Source organism: Brevundimonas sp. PWP3-1b1 (assembly GCF_049896065.1).
GTDB classification, from domain to species: Bacteria; Pseudomonadota; Alphaproteobacteria; order Caulobacterales; family Caulobacteraceae; genus Brevundimonas; species Brevundimonas intermedia_B.
Map to the genome: position 1 here is coordinate 404,261 of NZ_JAFCTO010000002.1, position 17,235 is coordinate 421,495.

At 66.9% G+C, this 17,235-nt stretch carries 17 protein-coding genes; 11 read left to right on the top strand and 6 right to left on the bottom strand.

Annotated features, from left to right (window positions below; genetic code table 11):
* Positions 1–34: 34 nt before the first annotated feature.
* Together ACP69V_RS13865 and ACP69V_RS13870 are read left to right on the top strand one after the other, a co-directional pair.
* On the top strand, positions 35–2,524 hold the full coding sequence (locus ACP69V_RS13865) for a helicase-related protein (RefSeq protein WP_426024386.1): 2,490 nt from the start codon (positions 35–37) through the stop codon (positions 2,522–2,524).
* Positions 2,521–2,802 carry an RNA-binding S4 domain-containing protein gene (locus ACP69V_RS13870; protein WP_426024387.1) on the top strand — a complete coding sequence of 94 codons (282 nt, stop codon included), beginning with the start codon at positions 2,521–2,523 and terminating at the stop codon, positions 2,800–2,802. The genes ACP69V_RS13865 and ACP69V_RS13870 overlap by 4 nt, the downstream gene beginning before the upstream one ends.
* Before the next feature lie 16 nt (positions 2,803–2,818).
* Here ACP69V_RS13870 and ACP69V_RS13875 read toward each other — a convergent pair whose 3' ends face one another.
* Positions 2,819–3,445 (bottom strand): YceI family protein, encoded by a 627-nt coding sequence (locus ACP69V_RS13875; RefSeq protein WP_426024388.1) that lies wholly within the window; start codon positions 3,443–3,445, stop codon positions 2,819–2,821.
* A gap of 187 nt (positions 3,446–3,632) precedes the next feature.
* Between ACP69V_RS13875 and fdxA the strand changes: the two genes are divergently transcribed.
* The 3 genes from fdxA to ACP69V_RS13890 all read left to right on the top strand — a co-directional run bounded on the left by fdxA (position 3,633) and on the right by ACP69V_RS13890 (position 6,118).
* Positions 3,633–3,974: a ferredoxin FdxA gene (gene fdxA, locus ACP69V_RS13880; RefSeq protein ID WP_159846606.1), complete on the top strand. Its 342-nt coding sequence runs from the start codon at positions 3,633–3,635 to the stop codon at positions 3,972–3,974.
* 299 nt (positions 3,975–4,273) lie between these two features.
* Positions 4,274–4,804 (top strand): CarD family transcriptional regulator, encoded by a 531-nt coding sequence (locus ACP69V_RS13885; RefSeq protein WP_135194663.1) that lies wholly within the window; start codon positions 4,274–4,276, stop codon positions 4,802–4,804.
* Between the two features lie 444 nt (positions 4,805–5,248).
* Complete coding sequence (locus ACP69V_RS13890) at positions 5,249–6,118, top strand: beta-1,6-N-acetylglucosaminyltransferase (RefSeq protein ID WP_426024389.1); 870 nt, start codon at positions 5,249–5,251, stop codon at positions 6,116–6,118.
* A 238-nt stretch (positions 6,119–6,356) separates the two neighbouring features.
* On the opposite strand, the gene ACP69V_RS13895 is transcribed toward ACP69V_RS13890, so the two are convergent.
* Positions 6,357–6,866, bottom strand: a complete 510-nt coding sequence (locus tag ACP69V_RS13895) for a DUF3617 domain-containing protein (protein ID WP_426024390.1) — start codon at positions 6,864–6,866, stop codon at positions 6,357–6,359.
* Positions 6,867–7,059: 193 nt separating this feature from the next.
* Here ACP69V_RS13895 and rpmB point away from each other — a divergent pair, with 193 nt between their 5' ends.
* Together rpmB and ACP69V_RS13905 are read left to right on the top strand one after the other, a co-directional pair.
* Positions 7,060–7,359 carry a 50S ribosomal protein L28 gene (rpmB, locus tag ACP69V_RS13900; RefSeq protein WP_135195581.1) on the top strand — a complete coding sequence of 100 codons (300 nt, stop codon included), beginning with the start codon at positions 7,060–7,062 and terminating at the stop codon, positions 7,357–7,359.
* A 112-nt stretch (positions 7,360–7,471) separates the two neighbouring features.
* Positions 7,472–9,187: a M1 family metallopeptidase gene (locus ACP69V_RS13905; RefSeq protein ID WP_426024391.1), complete on the top strand. Its 1,716-nt coding sequence runs from the start codon at positions 7,472–7,474 to the stop codon at positions 9,185–9,187.
* Positions 9,188–9,194: 7 nt separating this feature from the next.
* On the opposite strand, the gene ACP69V_RS13910 is transcribed toward ACP69V_RS13905, so the two are convergent.
* Positions 9,195–9,971, bottom strand: coding sequence for a transglutaminase-like domain-containing protein (locus ACP69V_RS13910; RefSeq protein ID WP_426024392.1), 777 nt, complete (start codon positions 9,969–9,971; stop codon positions 9,195–9,197).
* Between the two features lie 150 nt (positions 9,972–10,121).
* On the opposite strand from ACP69V_RS13910, the gene ACP69V_RS13915 reads away from it, so the two are divergent.
* The 3 genes from ACP69V_RS13915 to ACP69V_RS13925 are packed head-to-tail and all read left to right on the top strand — an operon-like array spanning position 10,122 to position 13,847.
* On the top strand, positions 10,122–10,709 hold the full coding sequence (locus ACP69V_RS13915; RefSeq protein WP_426024393.1) for a biliverdin-producing heme oxygenase: 588 nt from the start codon (positions 10,122–10,124) through the stop codon (positions 10,707–10,709).
* Positions 10,706–12,874 (top strand): histidine kinase dimerization/phosphoacceptor domain -containing protein, encoded by a 2,169-nt coding sequence (locus tag ACP69V_RS13920; protein ID WP_426024394.1) that lies wholly within the window; start codon positions 10,706–10,708, stop codon positions 12,872–12,874. Before ACP69V_RS13915 ends, ACP69V_RS13920 begins: the two co-directional genes overlap by 4 nt.
* A gap of 46 nt (positions 12,875–12,920) precedes the next feature.
* Complete coding sequence (locus ACP69V_RS13925) at positions 12,921–13,847, top strand: DMT family transporter (protein ID WP_426024395.1); 927 nt, start codon at positions 12,921–12,923, stop codon at positions 13,845–13,847.
* A 160-nt stretch (positions 13,848–14,007) separates the two neighbouring features.
* On the opposite strand, the gene ACP69V_RS13930 is transcribed toward ACP69V_RS13925, so the two are convergent.
* From ACP69V_RS13930 to ACP69V_RS13940, 3 genes are all read right to left on the bottom strand, one after another.
* Positions 14,008–14,211 (bottom strand): cold-shock protein, encoded by a 204-nt coding sequence (locus ACP69V_RS13930; protein ID WP_135194657.1) that lies wholly within the window; start codon positions 14,209–14,211, stop codon positions 14,008–14,010.
* A 195-nt stretch (positions 14,212–14,406) separates the two neighbouring features.
* A complete protein-coding gene (locus tag ACP69V_RS13935; RefSeq protein ID WP_426024396.1) occupies positions 14,407–15,168 on the bottom strand; it encodes an extensin family protein in 762 nt (253 codons plus the stop codon).
* Positions 15,169–15,227: 59 nt separating this feature from the next.
* The gene (locus ACP69V_RS13940) at positions 15,228–16,370 is read right to left on the bottom strand and encodes a serine hydrolase domain-containing protein (RefSeq protein ID WP_426024397.1); all 1,143 of its coding nucleotides are present in this window, start codon (positions 16,368–16,370) and stop codon (positions 15,228–15,230) included.
* Between the two features lie 115 nt (positions 16,371–16,485).
* On the opposite strand from ACP69V_RS13940, the gene ppk2 reads away from it, so the two are divergent.
* Positions 16,486–17,235 (top strand): polyphosphate kinase 2, encoded by a 750-nt coding sequence (ppk2, locus tag ACP69V_RS13945; protein WP_426024398.1) that lies wholly within the window; start codon positions 16,486–16,488, stop codon positions 17,233–17,235.

The following is a 17,235-nucleotide window of genomic DNA, read 5'->3' on the forward strand; positions in this document are numbered from 1 at the left end:
GCCGGAGGAGAATCGTCTCCACCTTAGGGCGGCAATGAGCGACCGGTCCTCAGGCCTCGCCCCGTCCCGCGTCACTGCGGTCCTGGGGCCCACCAATACCGGCAAGACCCATCTGGCGGTCGAGCGGATGCTGGGCCATGCCTCGGGCATGATCGGCCTTCCGCTGCGCCTGCTGGCCCGTGAAATCTACGAGCGGATCGTCCGACAGAGAGGCGCCGCCGCCGTCGCCCTGATCACGGGCGAGGAAAAGATCGTCCCCCCGCGCCCGCACTATTTCGTCTGCACCGTCGAGGCCATGCCGCTGGAGCGGTCGGTGGAGTTCCTGGCCATCGACGAGATTCAGCTGGTCGCCGACCCCGAGCGCGGCCACGTCTTCACCCAGCGCCTGCTGCACGCCCGGGGCCGGTTCGAGACCATGTTCCTGGGCGCCGGCACGATGGAGCCCCTGATCCGCCGCCTGGTCCCGGACGTGGAGATCGTGACGCGCGACAGGCTGTCCACCCTGTCCTACGCCGGATCCAAGAAGCTGACCCGCCTGCCCCGCCGCAGCGCCATCGTCGCCTTCTCAACCGAGCGGGTCTACGCCATCGCCGAACTGATCCGGCGTCAGAGGGGCGGGGCCGCCGTCGTCATGGGCTCGCTCAGCCCCCGCACCCGCAACGCCCAGGTCGCCCTGTATCAGTCGGGCGAGGTCGACTTTCTGGTCGCCACAGACGCCATCGGCATGGGTCTGAACATGGACGTGGACCATGTCGCCTTTGCGGGCTTGAGGAAGTTCGACGGGCGGCGGACCCGCTGGCTGCACGCGCACGAGATCGGCCAGATCGCCGGCCGCGCCGGGCGCCACCTGCGCGACGGCACCTTCGGGGTCACCGCCGAGGCCGAGGACCTGGACGCCGACCTGGTCGAACAGGTGGTCGAGCACCGGTTCGATCCGGTCGAGGCCGCCGAATGGCGCAACGCCAAGCTCGACTTCGACACCTTACCCGACCTGCTGCGGTCCCTGACCGTCACGCCCCAGCGCAGCGGTCTCAGCCTGACCGGCGAAGCGCTCGACGAAACCCTGCTGCGGCGCCTGATCAAGGACGAGGAGGTGGCCCGCATCGGTCGCTCGCGCGGAGCCATCATGCGGCTGTGGGAGGCGTGCCAGTTGCCCGACTTCCAGAAGACGACGCTGGACGAACACGCGCGGCTGGCCAAGGACGTCTTCCACGCCCTGACCGGCAAGCGGGGACGGCTGACCGACGACTGGATGGGGCCGCGCTTCGCCTTCGTGGATCGCGACGACGGCCAGATCGACCAGCTGTCGGCCCGGCTCTCGGCCGTTCGCACCCTGTCCTACATCGCCAACCGCCCCGACTGGGTCCACGACGCCCAGGGCTGGCGCGACAAGACGCGTGCCCTGGAGGACCGGCTGTCCGACGTCCTGCACGAGAGGCTGACCGCCCGGTTCGTGGATCGTCGCACCACCGCCCTGATGCGCGCCCTGAACGTGCGTGACGATGCGTTCGCGGGCGTCGCCGACGACGGCGAGGTCACGGTCGAGGGCCAGGTGGTGGGTCAGCTTGAGGGCGTCCGCTTCCAGATGGAAAAGGGCGCCTCGGCCCTGGAGGACCGCACCCTGCGTCAGGCGGCGGTTCGCGCCGTCACGCCCGAGATCAACCGCCGCCTGGGCCGTCTGGCCGCCGAGACCGACGACGGTTTCGCCGTCACGCCTGACGGCGCGGTCCTGTGGCGCGGCGTGCTGACCGCCCAGATCGTGGCGACGCCGCAAGGGGCCGATCCGTTCTCGCCCGTCGTCCGCCTGTTGGGCGAGCTGGGTCCGACGCCCGCCCGCGAGCGCGCCAAACGCCGGATCGAGGCCTGGCTGGCGTCCGAGGCGGGCCGCGCCCTGCGGGATCTGCGCCGCCTGCGCCAGGCCGTGGAATCCGGCGCTCTCAAGGGCCTGCCGCGCGGCATCGCTTTCCGCCTGATCGAGGCCGGGGGCCTGATCGACCGTCGCGACGTGGAGCGCGACCTGGCGGCGCTCAGCCAGGTCGAGCGCCGCACGCTGAAAAGCTTCGCCATCCGCGTCGGGGTTCATTCCGTCTGGCTGCCCGGCCTTCAGAAGCCCCGCGCTCGCCATTTCGCGCAAGGGTTCCTGGACGCGCCGCTGATCCCCGCGACGCCCGACCTGATCCCCGCGCCGCCCGAACCGCCCTCGCCGCGTCTGCTCTCGGCCCACGGCCTGCGCGTCGCCGGCCGCTGGCTGGGGCCGGTCGAGACCCTGGAGAAGATGGCGGACCTACGCGCCGCCAACCACGGCAGGCTGTCGGACGAAGCCTTGACCGACCTGGGCTGGACCGCCGATCAGGCGAAACAGGTCATCGCCGCACTGAAGACCGAACGCGCCCGCCAGCCCGACAAGCCGGGCGCAGCGCCCAAACCGGTGAAGGATTCACCGTTCGCTGCGCTTGCGGTTCTGACGGAAGCCCCGCCTGCGCGGCCCAAGCGTCGTCGCCCACGTCGAAAGGCGACGGCTTGAGCGAGGAGGCCTGTCGCATCGATCTGTGGCTGTGGCGCGCGCGGTTCGTGAAGACGCGGGGGTTGGCCGCCGATCTGGTCGAGCGGGGCGCGGTGCGGTTGACGCATCAGGGGCGGGAGACACGGCTGGACAAGCCCAGCCGCTGCGTCCACCCCGGCGACTTGTTGACCTTCGTCCAGGCGGGACGGGTCACCACCCTGACGGTGGACGCCATAGGCGAAAGGCGCGGGCCGCCTGAAGAAGCCCGCGCCCTCTATTCTCTGATCATCACGCCATAAGGCGGCGCGAAAATCCTTACTGCTTGAGAACGAACTCGCCTTCGATGTGCAGCTTCACTTCGTCCGACACGGCCGGCAGGGCGTAGTTGATGCCGAAGTCCGAGCGCTTGATCGTGGCTTCTCCGTCGAAGCCGGACTTGTAGGCGCCCATGACGGTGCCGGCGCCGTTGAACTCGACCTCGATGGTGACCGGCTTGGTCACGCCGCGCAGGGTCAGGTCGCCGACCACGGTCGCCTCGTTGGCGTCGTCCGAATCCACCGTCACCGAGCGCGAGACGAAGGTCGCCGTCGGGTGGTTGGCGGTGTCGAAGAAGTCGGCGGTCTGCAGGTGCGCCTTCAGCTGGTCGTCGTTCGGCGCCACGTCGGTCAGCGGAATGGTGGCGGTCAGGATGGAGGCCGACGGATTGGCCGGGTCCAGCTTCAGCTCGGCCTTCACGTTCACGAACTGACCCGTGTAGGTCGACAGGCCGAAGTGGTTCACCGACCAGGTGATCTTGCCGTGGCTGGATTCCAGGTCGTAGGCGCCGGCGGTGACTTCGGCCGGGTTCTTGGTCAGGGCGGCTTGGGCCACGACCGCGCCGCCTGCGGCGAGGCTGAGCGCCAGAGCGCCGGCGACGGCGTATTTCATGAAGGGCGTGCGCATGGGAGAGTTCCTGTCGATGGGACGGTGGATATGCAATCAATACAGTTGCGATTAAGCCTGACTGTTGTCAAGCGGCGTCGAACCCGCTTGCGAACGTCTCTCGCCTTAAGCCCTGCTGTTGACAGTTGGTTGCGTGGCCGCCATGTCGCAGGCCTCCCGCTCACAGCTTGCCCCCATTCTTCGCCCAATGACCTACATCGTCACCGACGCCTGCGTGAAATGTAAGTTCATGGACTGCGTGGAGGTGTGTCCGGTGGACTGCTTCTACGAGGGCGAGAACTTCCTGGTCATCGCGCCCGACGAATGCATCGACTGCGGCGTGTGCGAGCCGGAATGCCCCGTCGACGCCATCGTGCCCGACACCGAGGACGAGCCTGACGGCAAGTGGCTTCAGGTCAACGCCGAATACGCCAAGGTCTGGCCCAACATCACCGTCAAGGGCACGCCCCCCGCCGATCGCGAACAGTACGAACGCGAGACCGGCAAATACGAGAAATACTTCAGCACCAAGCCGGGCAAGGGTTCCTGACCTAGAGCCCAGCGGCGCTCAAGCCTTGCCGCAAATCCGCGTCCGCCCTGTGGACGTTTTGAAATTCCGCAGATTTGTGATAGGTTCTGTTTCATTGGATCGGGCGGTCGAAATCTTCGCGCCGCCCGTGTTTGCGACAGAATCCCGCCCACAGACGGGATCGGCCAGAGGTTTGGTGATCCGTTTTCGCATTTGACGCCTGACATCATCCCCTCCGACGGAGCGATCCGGCGGATGAGATTCTGTTTGCGTTTTCTGCGCCTTCGCGTCGCCCGGCCCTGAACCGGGAAAGGACGATTATGACGAGCAAGACTGGTCTGGAGTTCAAGGTTGGCGACGCGGTCGTCTATCCGGCGCACGGCGTCGGGAAAGTCGCGGCTGTCGAGACCCAGGAAGTCGCGGGCATGTCGCTGGAAGTCTATGTCGTGACCTTCGACCACGAAAAGATGACCCTGCGCGTTCCGACCAAGAAGGCCGCGACGGCCGGCCTGCGTTCGCTGGCCGCCGACGACGTCGTGACCAAGGCCCTGAGCACCCTGAAGGGTCGCGCCCGCATCAAGCGCACCATGTGGTCGCGCCGCGCCCAGGAATATGAAGCCAAGATCAACTCGGGCGACCTGATCTCCATCGCCGAAGTGGTCCGCGACCTGCACCGCGCCGACACCCAGCCGGAACAGTCCTATTCGGAGCGTCAGCTCTATGAATCGGCTCTGGACCGCATGGCGCGCGAAGTCGCCGCCGCCAACAAGATCGACAAGGGCGCCGCCGTCGAGCTGCTCGCCAAGTCGCTCAGCGCCAAGAAGCCGATCCCGACCGCCGAAGCCGCTTAATCTTCGACATCGGACAAACGAAAAGGCCCCGGAGCGATCCGGGGCCTTTTTGTTTTTGGGTCCTACTTGCCGAGCTTTCCCGACTTGCCGGGCACGGGAACCAGGTTCTTCAGGCTGGGCTGGGACGCGTTCGCCTTGGGCGGCGCGACCTTCTTGGACTTGCCCTTGCTCTCTTTCACGGTGATCGACCTTTTCTGTGAGAGATCAGCCTAACAGGCATGCCCCCACCAAATGAGGCCGCACCGGCCCGCGCCCATGGCTTTTGAGCCGAGACTTCCCAAATAGGAGAATGGTCGCCGAGAGCGAACCGCCCGCAGGCGGTTGATCGGATCCGGTTTGACCACCATGCGAAACCTTCGATCTTATGATCTGGCTCATCGAGCTATCCGTCGCGCGCGCCGCCGCGACGGGTCGTCCCCTTTCAATCAAGGGGAGGGCGGACGCATGATCGGCTATCTGATCCTGGTTCACCGCTATCCCGAACAGTTCAAACGCCTGTTCGACGCCGTCTATGATCCGGCCAACCAGTATGTCGTTCACGTCGATCGCAACTCCGGCCCCGAGCTGGAACAGCAGATCCGCCAGTTCCTGGCGCCCTACGCCAACGCTGACGTCATCGAAAGCCGGCGCGCCCTTTGGGGCGGCTACAGCCTGATCGACGCGGAGCTGCGCGGCATGAAGCGGCTGCTGGAGATGAGCGACGATTGGTCGGTCTTCATCAACCTGAGCGGCCAGGATTTCCCGTTGAAGTCCCAGGCCGACATCATGGCCTTCCTGACGAAGCACAAAGGACAGGAGTTCATCCGCGCGGTCGATCAGCGCACGATCCGCCCCGACACCATGAACCGGGTCCGCAACATGGTGTTCGAGCGCCCCGGCGGCATACTGCGTACCATCCTGCGCCGCCCGTTCCTGCGCGGCGCCACGCCCTATATCGGCAATCAATGGATGATGGTCAGCCGCCGTTTCTGCGACTTCGTCTGCAACGACAAGGCGGCGGACCGGTTCAAGGCCTTCTATCGCCACACATTCATCGCCGACGAAGGCTTCTTCCAGACCGTGATGAAGAACACCGACGCCCATGGGCCGATGGTCAACGACGACATGCGGATGATCGACTGGATTCCCGACGGGGACATCAAGCTGCGCCCGCGCACCTACACCCTGGCGGACCTGCCCGAACTGAAGGCCAGCCCATCGCTGTTCGCACGCAAGTTCGACGCTGAGGTCGATGACGCCGTCATCGACGCGCTGGAGGACTGGATCACGCCCGTCGGCGCCAACAGACCGATCCCGACCGCCGAAGCCGCCTAGGCTTCGACCTCGGACGAAAGAAAGCCCCCGGAGCGATCCGGGGCCTTTTTGTCGTGAGAGCCCCCCCTCACGTCGTCATCCTCGCCCTTGTGGCGAGGATCCAGATTCCCGGTCTGGCGGGTGTGGCAAAGCTTCAAGCGCGAGCGATACCGAGACTCACGACAGATGTCTGAGTCTCTGGATCCTCGCCACAAGGGCGAGGATGACGGGCGGGGGTGGGCTTTGCCGGAAGCAGGCCTCAGAAATACTCGGCGTTGGCCGGGCACTGGGCGCTGATGCGGCGCGCGGTGATGCTGGCGGGAATATAGGGGGTGCCGCGCACGATCTGGGCGCCCCCGCGGAAGCTGAAGCTGGTGTCCGTATAGGTGCCGTTCAGCCGCACGGCGATGCGGCGGCCCTTGCGGTCCTGGCACGTGCCCTCGAAGCGGGCGTTGCCGTCGCCGACCACCCGGGTCGGATAGGTGCAGCGCCACTTGTTGGTCGACAGGCCGCCGAAGAATCGGTTGATCTCGCTGGGGCGAACGCAGCGTTGCAGTGTGTCGCGCTGGCCCACGGCGCTGGTGGTGTATTCCCAATAGCCGGGCAGCACTTCGGATTGGGCCGCCGTCTGGGCGGGGGCGACCGCGGGCGAGGCCAGCATGAAGCCGCCGGCGACGACCGGGGCCAGGACGGCGAGCGCCCGCTTGGGCAGGCGGTCGATCAGCGACGGACGGGACATGGCGGCCTTCTGTTCAGCTTTGGTCTTCATGGTATGATCCATATAGGGCGGCATTTGAATGACGGCTGAACGAACCGTCTGGATCATGCGTCCAGACTCAGCTTGACGCCGAACCGCCTCTTCCCTTATACGGCCCCCTCTCGCGCGGGCAGGTTCCTGCGCGCAACTGTTCATGCGTCTTCTCCCATGCTCGGGCTGGACGCCGCATCTTAAGGATCTGACGATGTCGCGTCGTTGCGAACTCACCGGTATCGGCCCGATGGTCGGCCACAATGTGAGCCACTCGAACATCAAGACCAAGCGCCGCTTCCTGCCGTCGCTGAAGACGGTCAAGCTGACTTCGGACAGCCTGGGCCAGACGTTCAGCCTGCGAATCTCGAACGCCGCGCTGCGCACCCTGGACTACAAGGGCGGCCTGGACGTGTTCATCGTCAAGGCGCGCGACGAGCAGCTGTCGATCGCCGCCCAGCGCATCAAGCGCCAGGTTCGCGCCAAGCTGGCCGAGCAAGCCGCCGCCGCCTGATCGGCGTCTGCGACATAGAGTTCTGGAAGAGGCCGGTGAAAACACCGGCCTTTTTCTTTGCGCCCTTGCCGGCCCGCGCTAAGCCTTCCTCGCTAGACCAAAGGGAAGTTCGATGCGCATCAAGGTTCTGCTCGCCGCCGCGAGCCTTCTGACCCTGACCGCCTGCGCCACCACCCCGACCGCCGCGACGACGCGCGAATCGACCCCCTACACCCTGGCCACCGACCAGCCGTTGACGCCAGAACAGCAGGCGATGCGGTTCGACAAGGCCGACCTGACGATCAGGGTCATTCCCGCCGACAAGGCCATCGACGCCGTCGCCGTGCTGAACTTCACCGCCAAGGCCCCGCTGGAGGCCCTGGTCGTCGATCTGGATACGCTGCTGACCATCTCGTCGGTCCAGATCGACGGGGTCGAGGTCGCCGTCGACCGCTGGTACAATCCCCAGGGCCAGCTGACGGTGCAACTGGCCCAGACCCTGCCCGCCGGACAGTCCGTCGCCCTGCGCGTCGCCTATGCCGGTCAGCCCCGCGTGGCTCCCCGCGCGCCTTGGGACGGCGGCTTCGTGTGGTCGACCGCGCCGTCGGGCGAGCCGTGGATCGCCACCGCCATCCAGGGCGAGGGGTGCGACATCTTCTGGCCCTGCATCGACAGCCCGCATGGCGAGCCCGGCCGGGTCGATCTGCACATCACCGTGCCGTCCGAACTGTCGGCGCCGTCCAACGGCCGGTTCCTGGGCAAGGTCGATCACGGCGACGGCTGGACTACCTGGAACTGGACCGCCAAGTCGCCCAACACCTACGCCATCGCCCTGAACGTCGGCCCTTATGAAGAGGTCGCGGGCGCGTATCGCAGCCGGTTCGGCAACATGATTCCGATGGCCTACTGGCATCTTAAGTCGGACACGCCCGAGCAGGTCCAGGCCCTGTTCGCCCAGTTCCCGAAGATGCTCGACTTCTTCGAGGCGACGGTCGGCCCCTATCCCTTCGGCGACGAGAAGATGGGCGTGGTCGAGACCCCGCATCTGGGCATGGAGCACCAGACCATCAACGCCTATGGCAACGGCTACAAGATCGACGGGCGGGGCTATGACTGGCTGCTTCAGCACGAGTTCGCCCACGAATGGTTCGGCAACCAGCTGACCAACCAGAACGCCGACGACATGTGGCTGCACGAAGGGCTGGGCAGCTATATGCAGCCCCTCTACGCCCGCTGGCTGCTGGGCGACCGCTACATGCAGCGCGAACTGGCCAATCAGCGCGAGGGGCTGATCAACAAATGCCCGGTCGTCTCAGGCGCTCCCAAGACCGAAGACGAGGTCTACAAGGGCGATGTCGGGCCGGGCCTCGACATCTACAACAAGGGCTCACTGATCAGCCATTCGCTGCGGATGCTGATCGGCGACGCAGCCTTTCACCAGGCGGCGACCCGCCTGGTCTATGGCCGACCCGATCCCCAGCCGGGCAATTTCGCGCCGCTGTATCGTTCGACCGGCGACTTCCTGAACATCGTCAATACGGTGACGGGCCAGGACTATGGCTGGTTCTTCCGGGGCTATCTCTACAACGCCGCCCTGCCCGTGCTCACGCAGACGCGCGAGGGCGGGATGTTGCGGCTGGCGTGGGCCACGGGCGACGGCGGGGCATTCCCCATGCCGTTGGACGTCGAGATCGACGGCGTCGTCCAGACCGTGGCGATGCCCGGCGGCTGGGGCCAGATCGCGGTTCCAGCGGGGGCGCATGTGCTGATCGACCCGCAGAACAAGGTGCTGCGCCAGATGGACGTGATCGACGAGCTGCAGGCCTACAAGGCGGCGCAGGCGCAGTAGCGGCAGCTCAGGCCGCCGCCACCGTCACCGACTGGCGCACCATCTGGCACCGTTCCTGGGTGGTCAGGAAGGCGATGTCCGCCGCATCACGCCCGCAGGCGATCCGCACCAGACCCTCGACCGAGGCCAGGCCCGTCGCGTCGACCAGCCACCAGCCGTTATCCAGCCAGACCTCGAAGATGGCGTGGAAATCCGGCGGCTCCAGCTGGTGAGCGAAGGCGCTGACGGCGCGCGCCGGAATGCCCGACGCCCGGCACAGGGTCATGCCCAGGTGGGTGAAGTCGCGGCAAACCCCGGCGCGGTCGATGAAGGTGCGCGCCGCCGTGGTCTCGGTGTCCGACACCCCGTGCTCGTAATCGACGTTGGCGGTGATCCAGTTCAGGATCGCCAGCACCCGCGCGCCGCCCGCCGTGTCGCCGAACTCGCGCGTCACGAACCGGCCGAACTGGTCTGACGGGCAATACCGGCTGGGCTGAAGATAGGGCAGGACCTCGGCGGGCAGTTCTCCCCAGTCGTGCTGCGACACGCTGGGCGGCAGGCCCTTCAGCACGCCGTTCTCGACCACCGCCTCATAGGTCAGGGTGACCTCGCCATTGACGTGGCAGCGCAGGGTGCGGGCGCCGAAATCGACGTCCTCGTCTTCGTGGAAATCCACGGGGGGATCGAAGGTCAGGGTCTCTTCGATGATGTCCTGGCCAGGCCAGTGGGCCACCTGGATCTTGTAGATGGCGTCCGTCGGCGGATCGAAACGATAGACGAGCTCGGCGCGCACGCGCAGTTTCATGAGGGCCTACCGTTCCGAGCGAAAATGAAAATGGACGAGGCTGCTGAACGCCATGCGCCCTGGGCCGTTCCGTGTCCGTGAGGCGCCTTCTAGCGCGGCTTTGCGTCTGTGAAAATCGACAAGGCAAGACAGTGTGTTAGTCTGGAGCCCATGATCGCTTCCCCCGCCCTTCTCGCTCTTCGGGAAGCCACCGCATCCGCCCACGAAACGCTGGAAATCGAGGCCCGGATCGAGCCGCGTCTGGCCGACCGCGCGACCCGCGCCGCGACGGTGCAGGCCTTTCATCGGTTCCACGCGGGTCTGGAGCCGGTCAGCCACCCGCTGGTCGCACAACTGAACATTGATGTCGGCGGAGGGTTCGAGCCCCGCTCTCGCGCCGACGGCATAGCCCAGGATCTTGCGGCGCTGGGCGTCCGCGTCCCCGCCCCTGCACGCCCCGTCGCGCCGACGACCGCTGGGGCCGCCCTGGGTTGGGTCTATGTCGCGGAAGGGTCGATGCTGGGCGGGCGCATCATCCGCCGCCGTTTGACGGCCGAGGGCCGGGATCTGAACGGCCTCGACTTCCTCGATCCCTATGGCGAAGAGACCGGCGCCCGCTGGCGCGCCTTCATGACCTTGCTGGACCAAGCCTGCGCCTCGGGTCGCGCGACCGTCGACGAGATCGTGCAGGGCGGCCTCGACGGCTTCGCCTTCGCCCACCGGACCCTGCAGCCGCAGACGCAGGACGCCGCCGCATGACCGAGGCTACAGACCGCGTCGAACCAGCGCTGACGGACTGTGATCGCGAGCCGATCCATATTCCCCAATCCATCCAGCCGCACGGCTTCCTGCTGGTTCTGGACCTGCAAACCCTGACGATCAGACAGGGCGCGGGAACCATCGAGGATCTGACGGGCCGCAAGACCTGGGTCGATCGCGCCATCGCCGACGTGCTGGGCGATGTCACGGACCGGCGCATCCGCTCCATGGCGGCGATGCAGGAGACCGGATTCGCCTGCCGCTGGCGCGCGACCAACCGCCTGGAATACGACGTGGTCGTCCACCGTGCGCCCAACGCCGGCGCCGGCTACGACCTGATGATCGTCGAGGTCGAACAGAGCTCGCAGCAGGCGCGCCTGGGCATCGACCTGGTCGCCAATCTGGACACCGCCGGCGCGTCGCTGGAACGGGCGGTCACGGTTCAATCGGTGTGCGAGCGGGCGGCCGAGGCGTTTCGCAAGCTGACCGGGTTCGACCGGGTCATGATCTACCGCTTCCACGACGACGACGCGGGTCAGGTGATCGCCGAGGCTCGTGCGGACGGAGCAGGCTCCTTCCTGAACCACCATTTCCCGGCCGCCGACATCCCCAGACAGGCGCGGGCCCTTTATCTGCGTAACCCCGTGCGGGTCATTCCCGACAGCCGCTATAAGCCCCAACCCTTGCGTCCCGTTACGCCCGGCGAGGCTGCGCTGGACATGAGCGACAGCGGCCTGCGATCGGTGTCGCCGATCCACCTGCAATATCTCAGGAACATGGATGTGCGGGCCTCGGCCTCGGTGTCGATCATCGTCGACGATGCGCTTTGGGGCCTGATCGCCTGCCACAACGCCTCCCCCAAGCTACTGCCCTACGAGCTGCGGGTCGGCTGCACGACCCTGGCGCGCAATCTGGCGCGGCAGCTGAAGGCCAAGGGCGACGCCGAGCTCTATCGCGAACGCATCCGCCTGCGCCGTATGGAAGACGAACTGGTCGGGCGGCTTTCGACGGACCGCCCGCTGCGCGAGGCGCTGGGCATGCACGCCGATTCCTTGATGCAGCTGACGAGCGCCGACGGCCTGGCCATCGTCGGCGATGGCGACGTCCAGATCTTCGGCCATGCCCCGCCCAAGGACGCGGTCAGCGCCATCGCCGCCTGGGCTGCGGAACAGCCCGGTCTGCGCCCCGTGTCCTCCCACAACCTTGCCGCCATCCTGCCCGAGGCCAAGGCCTGGTCGATCCATGGCAGCGGGCTTCTGGCCGTCACCCTGCCCATTGACCAGCCCGTGTCGATCCTGTGGTTCCGATCCGAAGTGATCGAGACGGTGCGTTGGGCCGGCAATCCCTCCACCGCCGACAAGACCGCTCCCAACGCCGTGCTGACGCCGCGCGCCTCGTTCGAGAGCTGGTCGGAATCGGTCTCTGGCCGCGCCCGCCGCTGGAGCCCGGCTGCGATCGAGTCGGCCGCGCGCCTTCGCGACGCCCTGGCCGACTATGCCGCCATCGACCAGCTTCGCCGCCTGAACCGCTCGCTTCAGGACCGCCTGTCCGAGCGGGATCTGCGGCTGGAGCAGCAGCAATATCTGATCCGCGAGGTGAACCACCGGGTCCAGAACAGCCTGACCCTGGTGTCCAGCTTCCTGGGTCTTCAGGCGCGCGAGCAGACGGGCAGCGCCGCCGCCATGGCCTTGAACGAGGCGCGTCGTCGCGTGCGCGCCGTCTCGGCGGTGCATAGCCGGCTGTATCTCGGCGACCAGGTCGCTTCCATCGACATGGCCCGCTACATCGGCGACCTGATCGTGGATCTCAGCTCCAGCATGGGGCCGGACTGGACCGCCGTGATCGAGACGGATCTGGACCCGGTCTGCGTCGACGCCGGAAGGGCGGTCACCATCGGCCTGATCCTGACCGAGCTGATCATCAACGCCCAGAAATACGCCTATAACGGCAAGCCCGGTCCGCTTCGCATCATCATGGAAGACCAGGGCGCCAACTTCCGCCTGTCGGTCGAGGACGAGGGCGCCGGCGGCCATCTGGCGGGCAAGGGTTTTGGCTCGATGATGATCCAGAGCCTGGTTGGGCAACTGGACGGGACCATCGACTATGTGGACCGGGCGCCGGGCCTGGCCGTCAACGTCAAGGCGCGGATCGATCCGCTGATCTGACCGCCGCCTGTGGCGTGACGCCGCAGGGCGGCGTAAGAGCCGCGCCATGTCCGCCCCCGCCCAGCGTTCCCTTCAGCGCGTCTCGCCTCGCGCCTTCGCCCTGATCGTCCTTCTGATCGCCGCCTGCGTGCTGGGCCTGGCGCCCATTCTGGTGCGGTTGACCGAGACGGGGCCGGCGGCCGCGGGTTTCTGGCGCTTCCTGTTCGCCCTGCCGCTGCTGACCATTCTGGCGGCGCGTGAGCCCGGCGGGATCGCGACCCCGTCGAAATGGGCGTTGCTGGCGGGCCTGTTCTTCGCCCTGGATCTCAGCTTCTGGCACTACGGCATCGTCATGACGTCCGTCGCCAATGCGACGGTGCTGTGCAACCTGACGCCAGTCGTCGTCACCCTGTTCGGCTGGTTCGTGCTGAAGGAAAGGCCGCACCGGCTGTTCCTGTTGGCCCTGGCCCTGGCCATGGGCGGCGCCTTTGCGATGGCGGCGGGAGCGGACGGCGGACAGGGGACCAATCCTCCGCTGGGCGACGCCTTCTCCCTGTCGGTGGCGGTCTGGTATTCGGGCTATTTCCTGGCGGTGAAGGCGGCGCGGCGCACGGCCGGCGCGATGCGCGTCACCTTCTGGGCCACCCTGCTGGGCGCGCCCCTGCTGCTGATCGTCGCTCTGGCGCTGGGCGAAGACATTATTCCCGCCGGGGCGGCCGGCTGGGCCGCCTGTATCGCCATGGGCATCATGCACGTCTTCGGACAAGGCGGCGTGGCGTGGGCGCTAGGCAAGCTGCCGACCTCCGTCACGGCCGTGACCATCCTGATCCAGCCGGTGGTCGCGGGCCTGCTGGGCTGGTGGATCTTCGGCGAGACCCTGACGCCGATCCAGGCCCTGGGCGGCGCCCTTGTGCTGGGCGCGATCGTGATGGCGCAGAAGTCGCAGCGGGTGAAGACGGTCACCGCCGCAGAGGCGCCAAACGGGCTCAAGTAGCGCGAAGCGCGGTAGCCGGGAACGATGCGCTCAAGTAGCGCGAAGCGCGGTAGCCGGGAACGATGCGCTCAAGCAGCGCGAAGCGCGGTAGCCCCACAAAAAGAAAACGGGCGCAGGAGAAACTCCCGCGCCCGTCCCTAAGCCTTGAAGGCTGATCGACTCAGAGAAGCTTGAGGTCGATCGCCGAAGTCTTGCCGCGCTGGTTTTCCAGCTCGTATTCGACCTTGGCGTTCTCATCGAGACCCTGAAGTCCTGCCTTCTGAACGGCGGTGACGTGAACGAACACGTCTGTTCCGCCGCCATCGGGCTGGATGAAGCCGAAGCCCTTGGTGGGGTTGAACCACTTGACCGTGCCGGTCGCCATGTCTGCGTCTCCGTAAACGCGCTTTTCCAGGCGGATCCCCCTTGGGGTGACCCGACAGTCCTCTGGACAGCTCGTTCAGGCGAAGGAGCGAAACGCGGGTATGGACCCCACGCAAAATCCGGACTGTGCTGATGTTGTCACCCGGCTTTTCGAGGCGGTCAACAGCAAAGCGATTCGCGCTGGACGCATTCAAGATTAACGACAGATGCCCCGTGCGGCGCCGTCGATGTGCAGGTGGTTGGCGTGGGCGGCGTTGTAGTCGGGCGTCAGAACCGTCGAGAATAGACGGCACGCGCCGTCGCGAACAGCATGAAGGAAGCGCGAGCCCGGCTCGCCCGCAGGACCGTCGCCGCGCCAGTCGTTCAGCACACTGACGGTCCGTCCGTCCTTCAAGGTGACGCCTGCGACATCCAGCGCATTGGCCTTGGCGTGTTCGCTGGGCCGTTCCTGATCGTCCTGAGAGCCATAGATGCGGCGGCAGGAATAGGTGCCGTAGTTCTCGACCCGCGCCGGGGCCGAACCCAGGATGTCGCGCGACGCCGGACGCAGCACCTGTCGGTCCCAGATCACGTAGCGCACCGCCAAGGGGCATTGCATGACGACGCCGGCGGGCGCGAGAGGCGTCACTTCGCCGCCCGTGATCCGCACCGCCCCACGCACGACGCAGAAGCCGCCGTCGTCGCGGTCGGCCGCCCGTTCGACCTGAACCCCCGCATTGCGCAAGGCCTGCATACAGGCCTCCGTCGCGCTGTTCACCGCCTGGGGCGAGGCGGCGGTCGGCACGTCGAAGGCGGCGACCTTGGCGGTGGTGGCCCGTCCCAAGGGCCGATCCAGATCCAGCGGCTTCCACGGCAGGTCCTGCGCCGGAGCGAAAACGTTCAACAGTGCAAAGCCCGCGCAGACCAGCAGCGCGAGCTCCCACACCAGATTCCACATGTCCGCCAGATCGCGCTTCATTCCGCCCCGTCACCGGCCGCAAACGGCCCCGCTGGCAAACGCCGCCGGGCGCGATACGTTCACGCCGCCTCGAAAGCGCGGATCAATCCCGGCATCAGTCCGGTCGCGGCCGCCCCGTCGCCCTGGTTGGTCAAGGCGATGAAGGCCGCGCCCAGACCCGGCGCCACCACGGCCGTCGCATACCACAGGGTGTTCGAACCATCGTGGGTCAGGATCGGCCCCCTGGACCAGGCTCGTCCCGGCAGAACGATCCAGCCCAGCCCATAGGGCGTTCCCTCGCCCGCCAATGGGGCAGAGAGCGTCGCGACCGTTTCGGATTTCAGCCAGCCCGCTCCCTCGTTCAGAAAAACGCCCAGCCATGTCCCATAGTCGCCCAGCGTCATGTGCGACGTGCCCGCAGGCCCGAGGGCCAGGGGATTGTCCGCGCCCGGATCGGCGGGGTCCATGGCGATCCGCCCGGACCCGGCGCCCCTATGTCCCCAGGCATTGGCGCCGCCCGTCGCATTGTTGATCGGCGCGCCGAACCCGCCGGTCGTCAGACCCAACGGGCCATAGACCTCGGCCCGCATCGCCGCTTCCCAAGGTGCGCCGGTGATCCTTTCGATGGCGACGCCGACGATCATGTAGTCGGCGTTGCTGTATTCATAGACGCCCTTGGGGCCGCTCGGCGGTGCGCCCAGCACCCGCTCGACGACGGCCGCCCGCTGTTCGGGCAGGGATCGCGGATCGTCTCGCGCCGTTATGAAAAAGACCATGCCCAGGGCGGCCGCGTCCTTGACCCCGGCCCGGTGGCCCATGAAGTCGCGGATGGTCGTCCCATCCCAGCCTGGATCGATCGTTATGCCGGGAAACAGTTCGCCCAGGGGCGCATCCCATTGGGTTCGGCCTTGTTCGACCAACCGCGCGAACAGGGCCGCCGTCATCGCCTTGGTGTTCGACCCAAAATGCCAGCGATCATCGAGCGTCGCCGGATCGTTCGCGCCGAACCGGCGCACGCCCCGGACCCCGGACCAGGCCAGCCCCTCGCGCGTCACAACCCCGCCGGCCAGAGCGACCGGGGCGAGAGCGACCGGGGCCTGGGCGGTGAAGGCTGCATCCAGGGCGGCGTCATAAGCCGCCGCAGTCCGCGCTGCGGCCGGTCGGACGCCCAACAAGGCGGTTGCGGCGCCGGCAGCCATGACGTTTCGACGATCCAGCGTCATGCGATCCCTCCTCCTGCAAGTGTCCGACCCTAGTCCGAAACCGTGCGGCGTCGCATGAGAAGATCGTAATCTCGCGCCGCTTGCCCCGATCTCACATCCGGCCCACTCTCTCGTGATGGGAAAGAAATCAGACGCCTATGACGCCGAGCTGGAGCAGATCCAGCTCGCCATCGTCCAGAGCCAGGCCTGGAGCATCGAACACGGCTCGCGCGTGGTCATCGTGCTGGAGGGTCGCGACACCGCCGGCAAGGACGGGGCCATCAAACGGCTGACCGAACACATGTCGCCGCGCCAGACCCGCGTCATCGCCCTGCCCAAGCCCAGCGACCGCGAAACCAGCCAGTGGTATTTCCAGCGCTATGTGCCCCACCTGCCGGGCGCGGGCGAGACGGTGATCTTCAACCGGTCCTGGTACAACCGCGCCGGGGTCGAGCCGGTGATGGGGTACTGCAAGCCTGAGCAGTACGCCCAGTTCATGACCGACGCGCCGCGCTTCGAGCGGATGCTGACCGACGACGGGATCATATTGATCAAGATCTGGCTGGACATCTCGCGCGAGGAACAGGCCAAACGGCTGAAGGAGCGCCGCAACGACCCGCTGAAGAAGTTCAAGCTGTCGTCGCTGGACGCCGAGGCCGAGGCGCGGTTCGACGCCTATTCCGACGCCCGCGACCGCATGCTGGACGAGACGGATCGCCCCTTCGCGCCCTGGACCGTCGTGGCCACCGACGACAAGAAGACGGCGCGGCTGAACATCGGCCGCTACATCCTGTCGGTCCTGAAACACGCCAGCGTCGAGGTGAAGAAGCCGGATCCGCAGGTCGTCTTCAGCGCCGCCAAGGCCAAGGGAAAGCTGGCGAGCTGA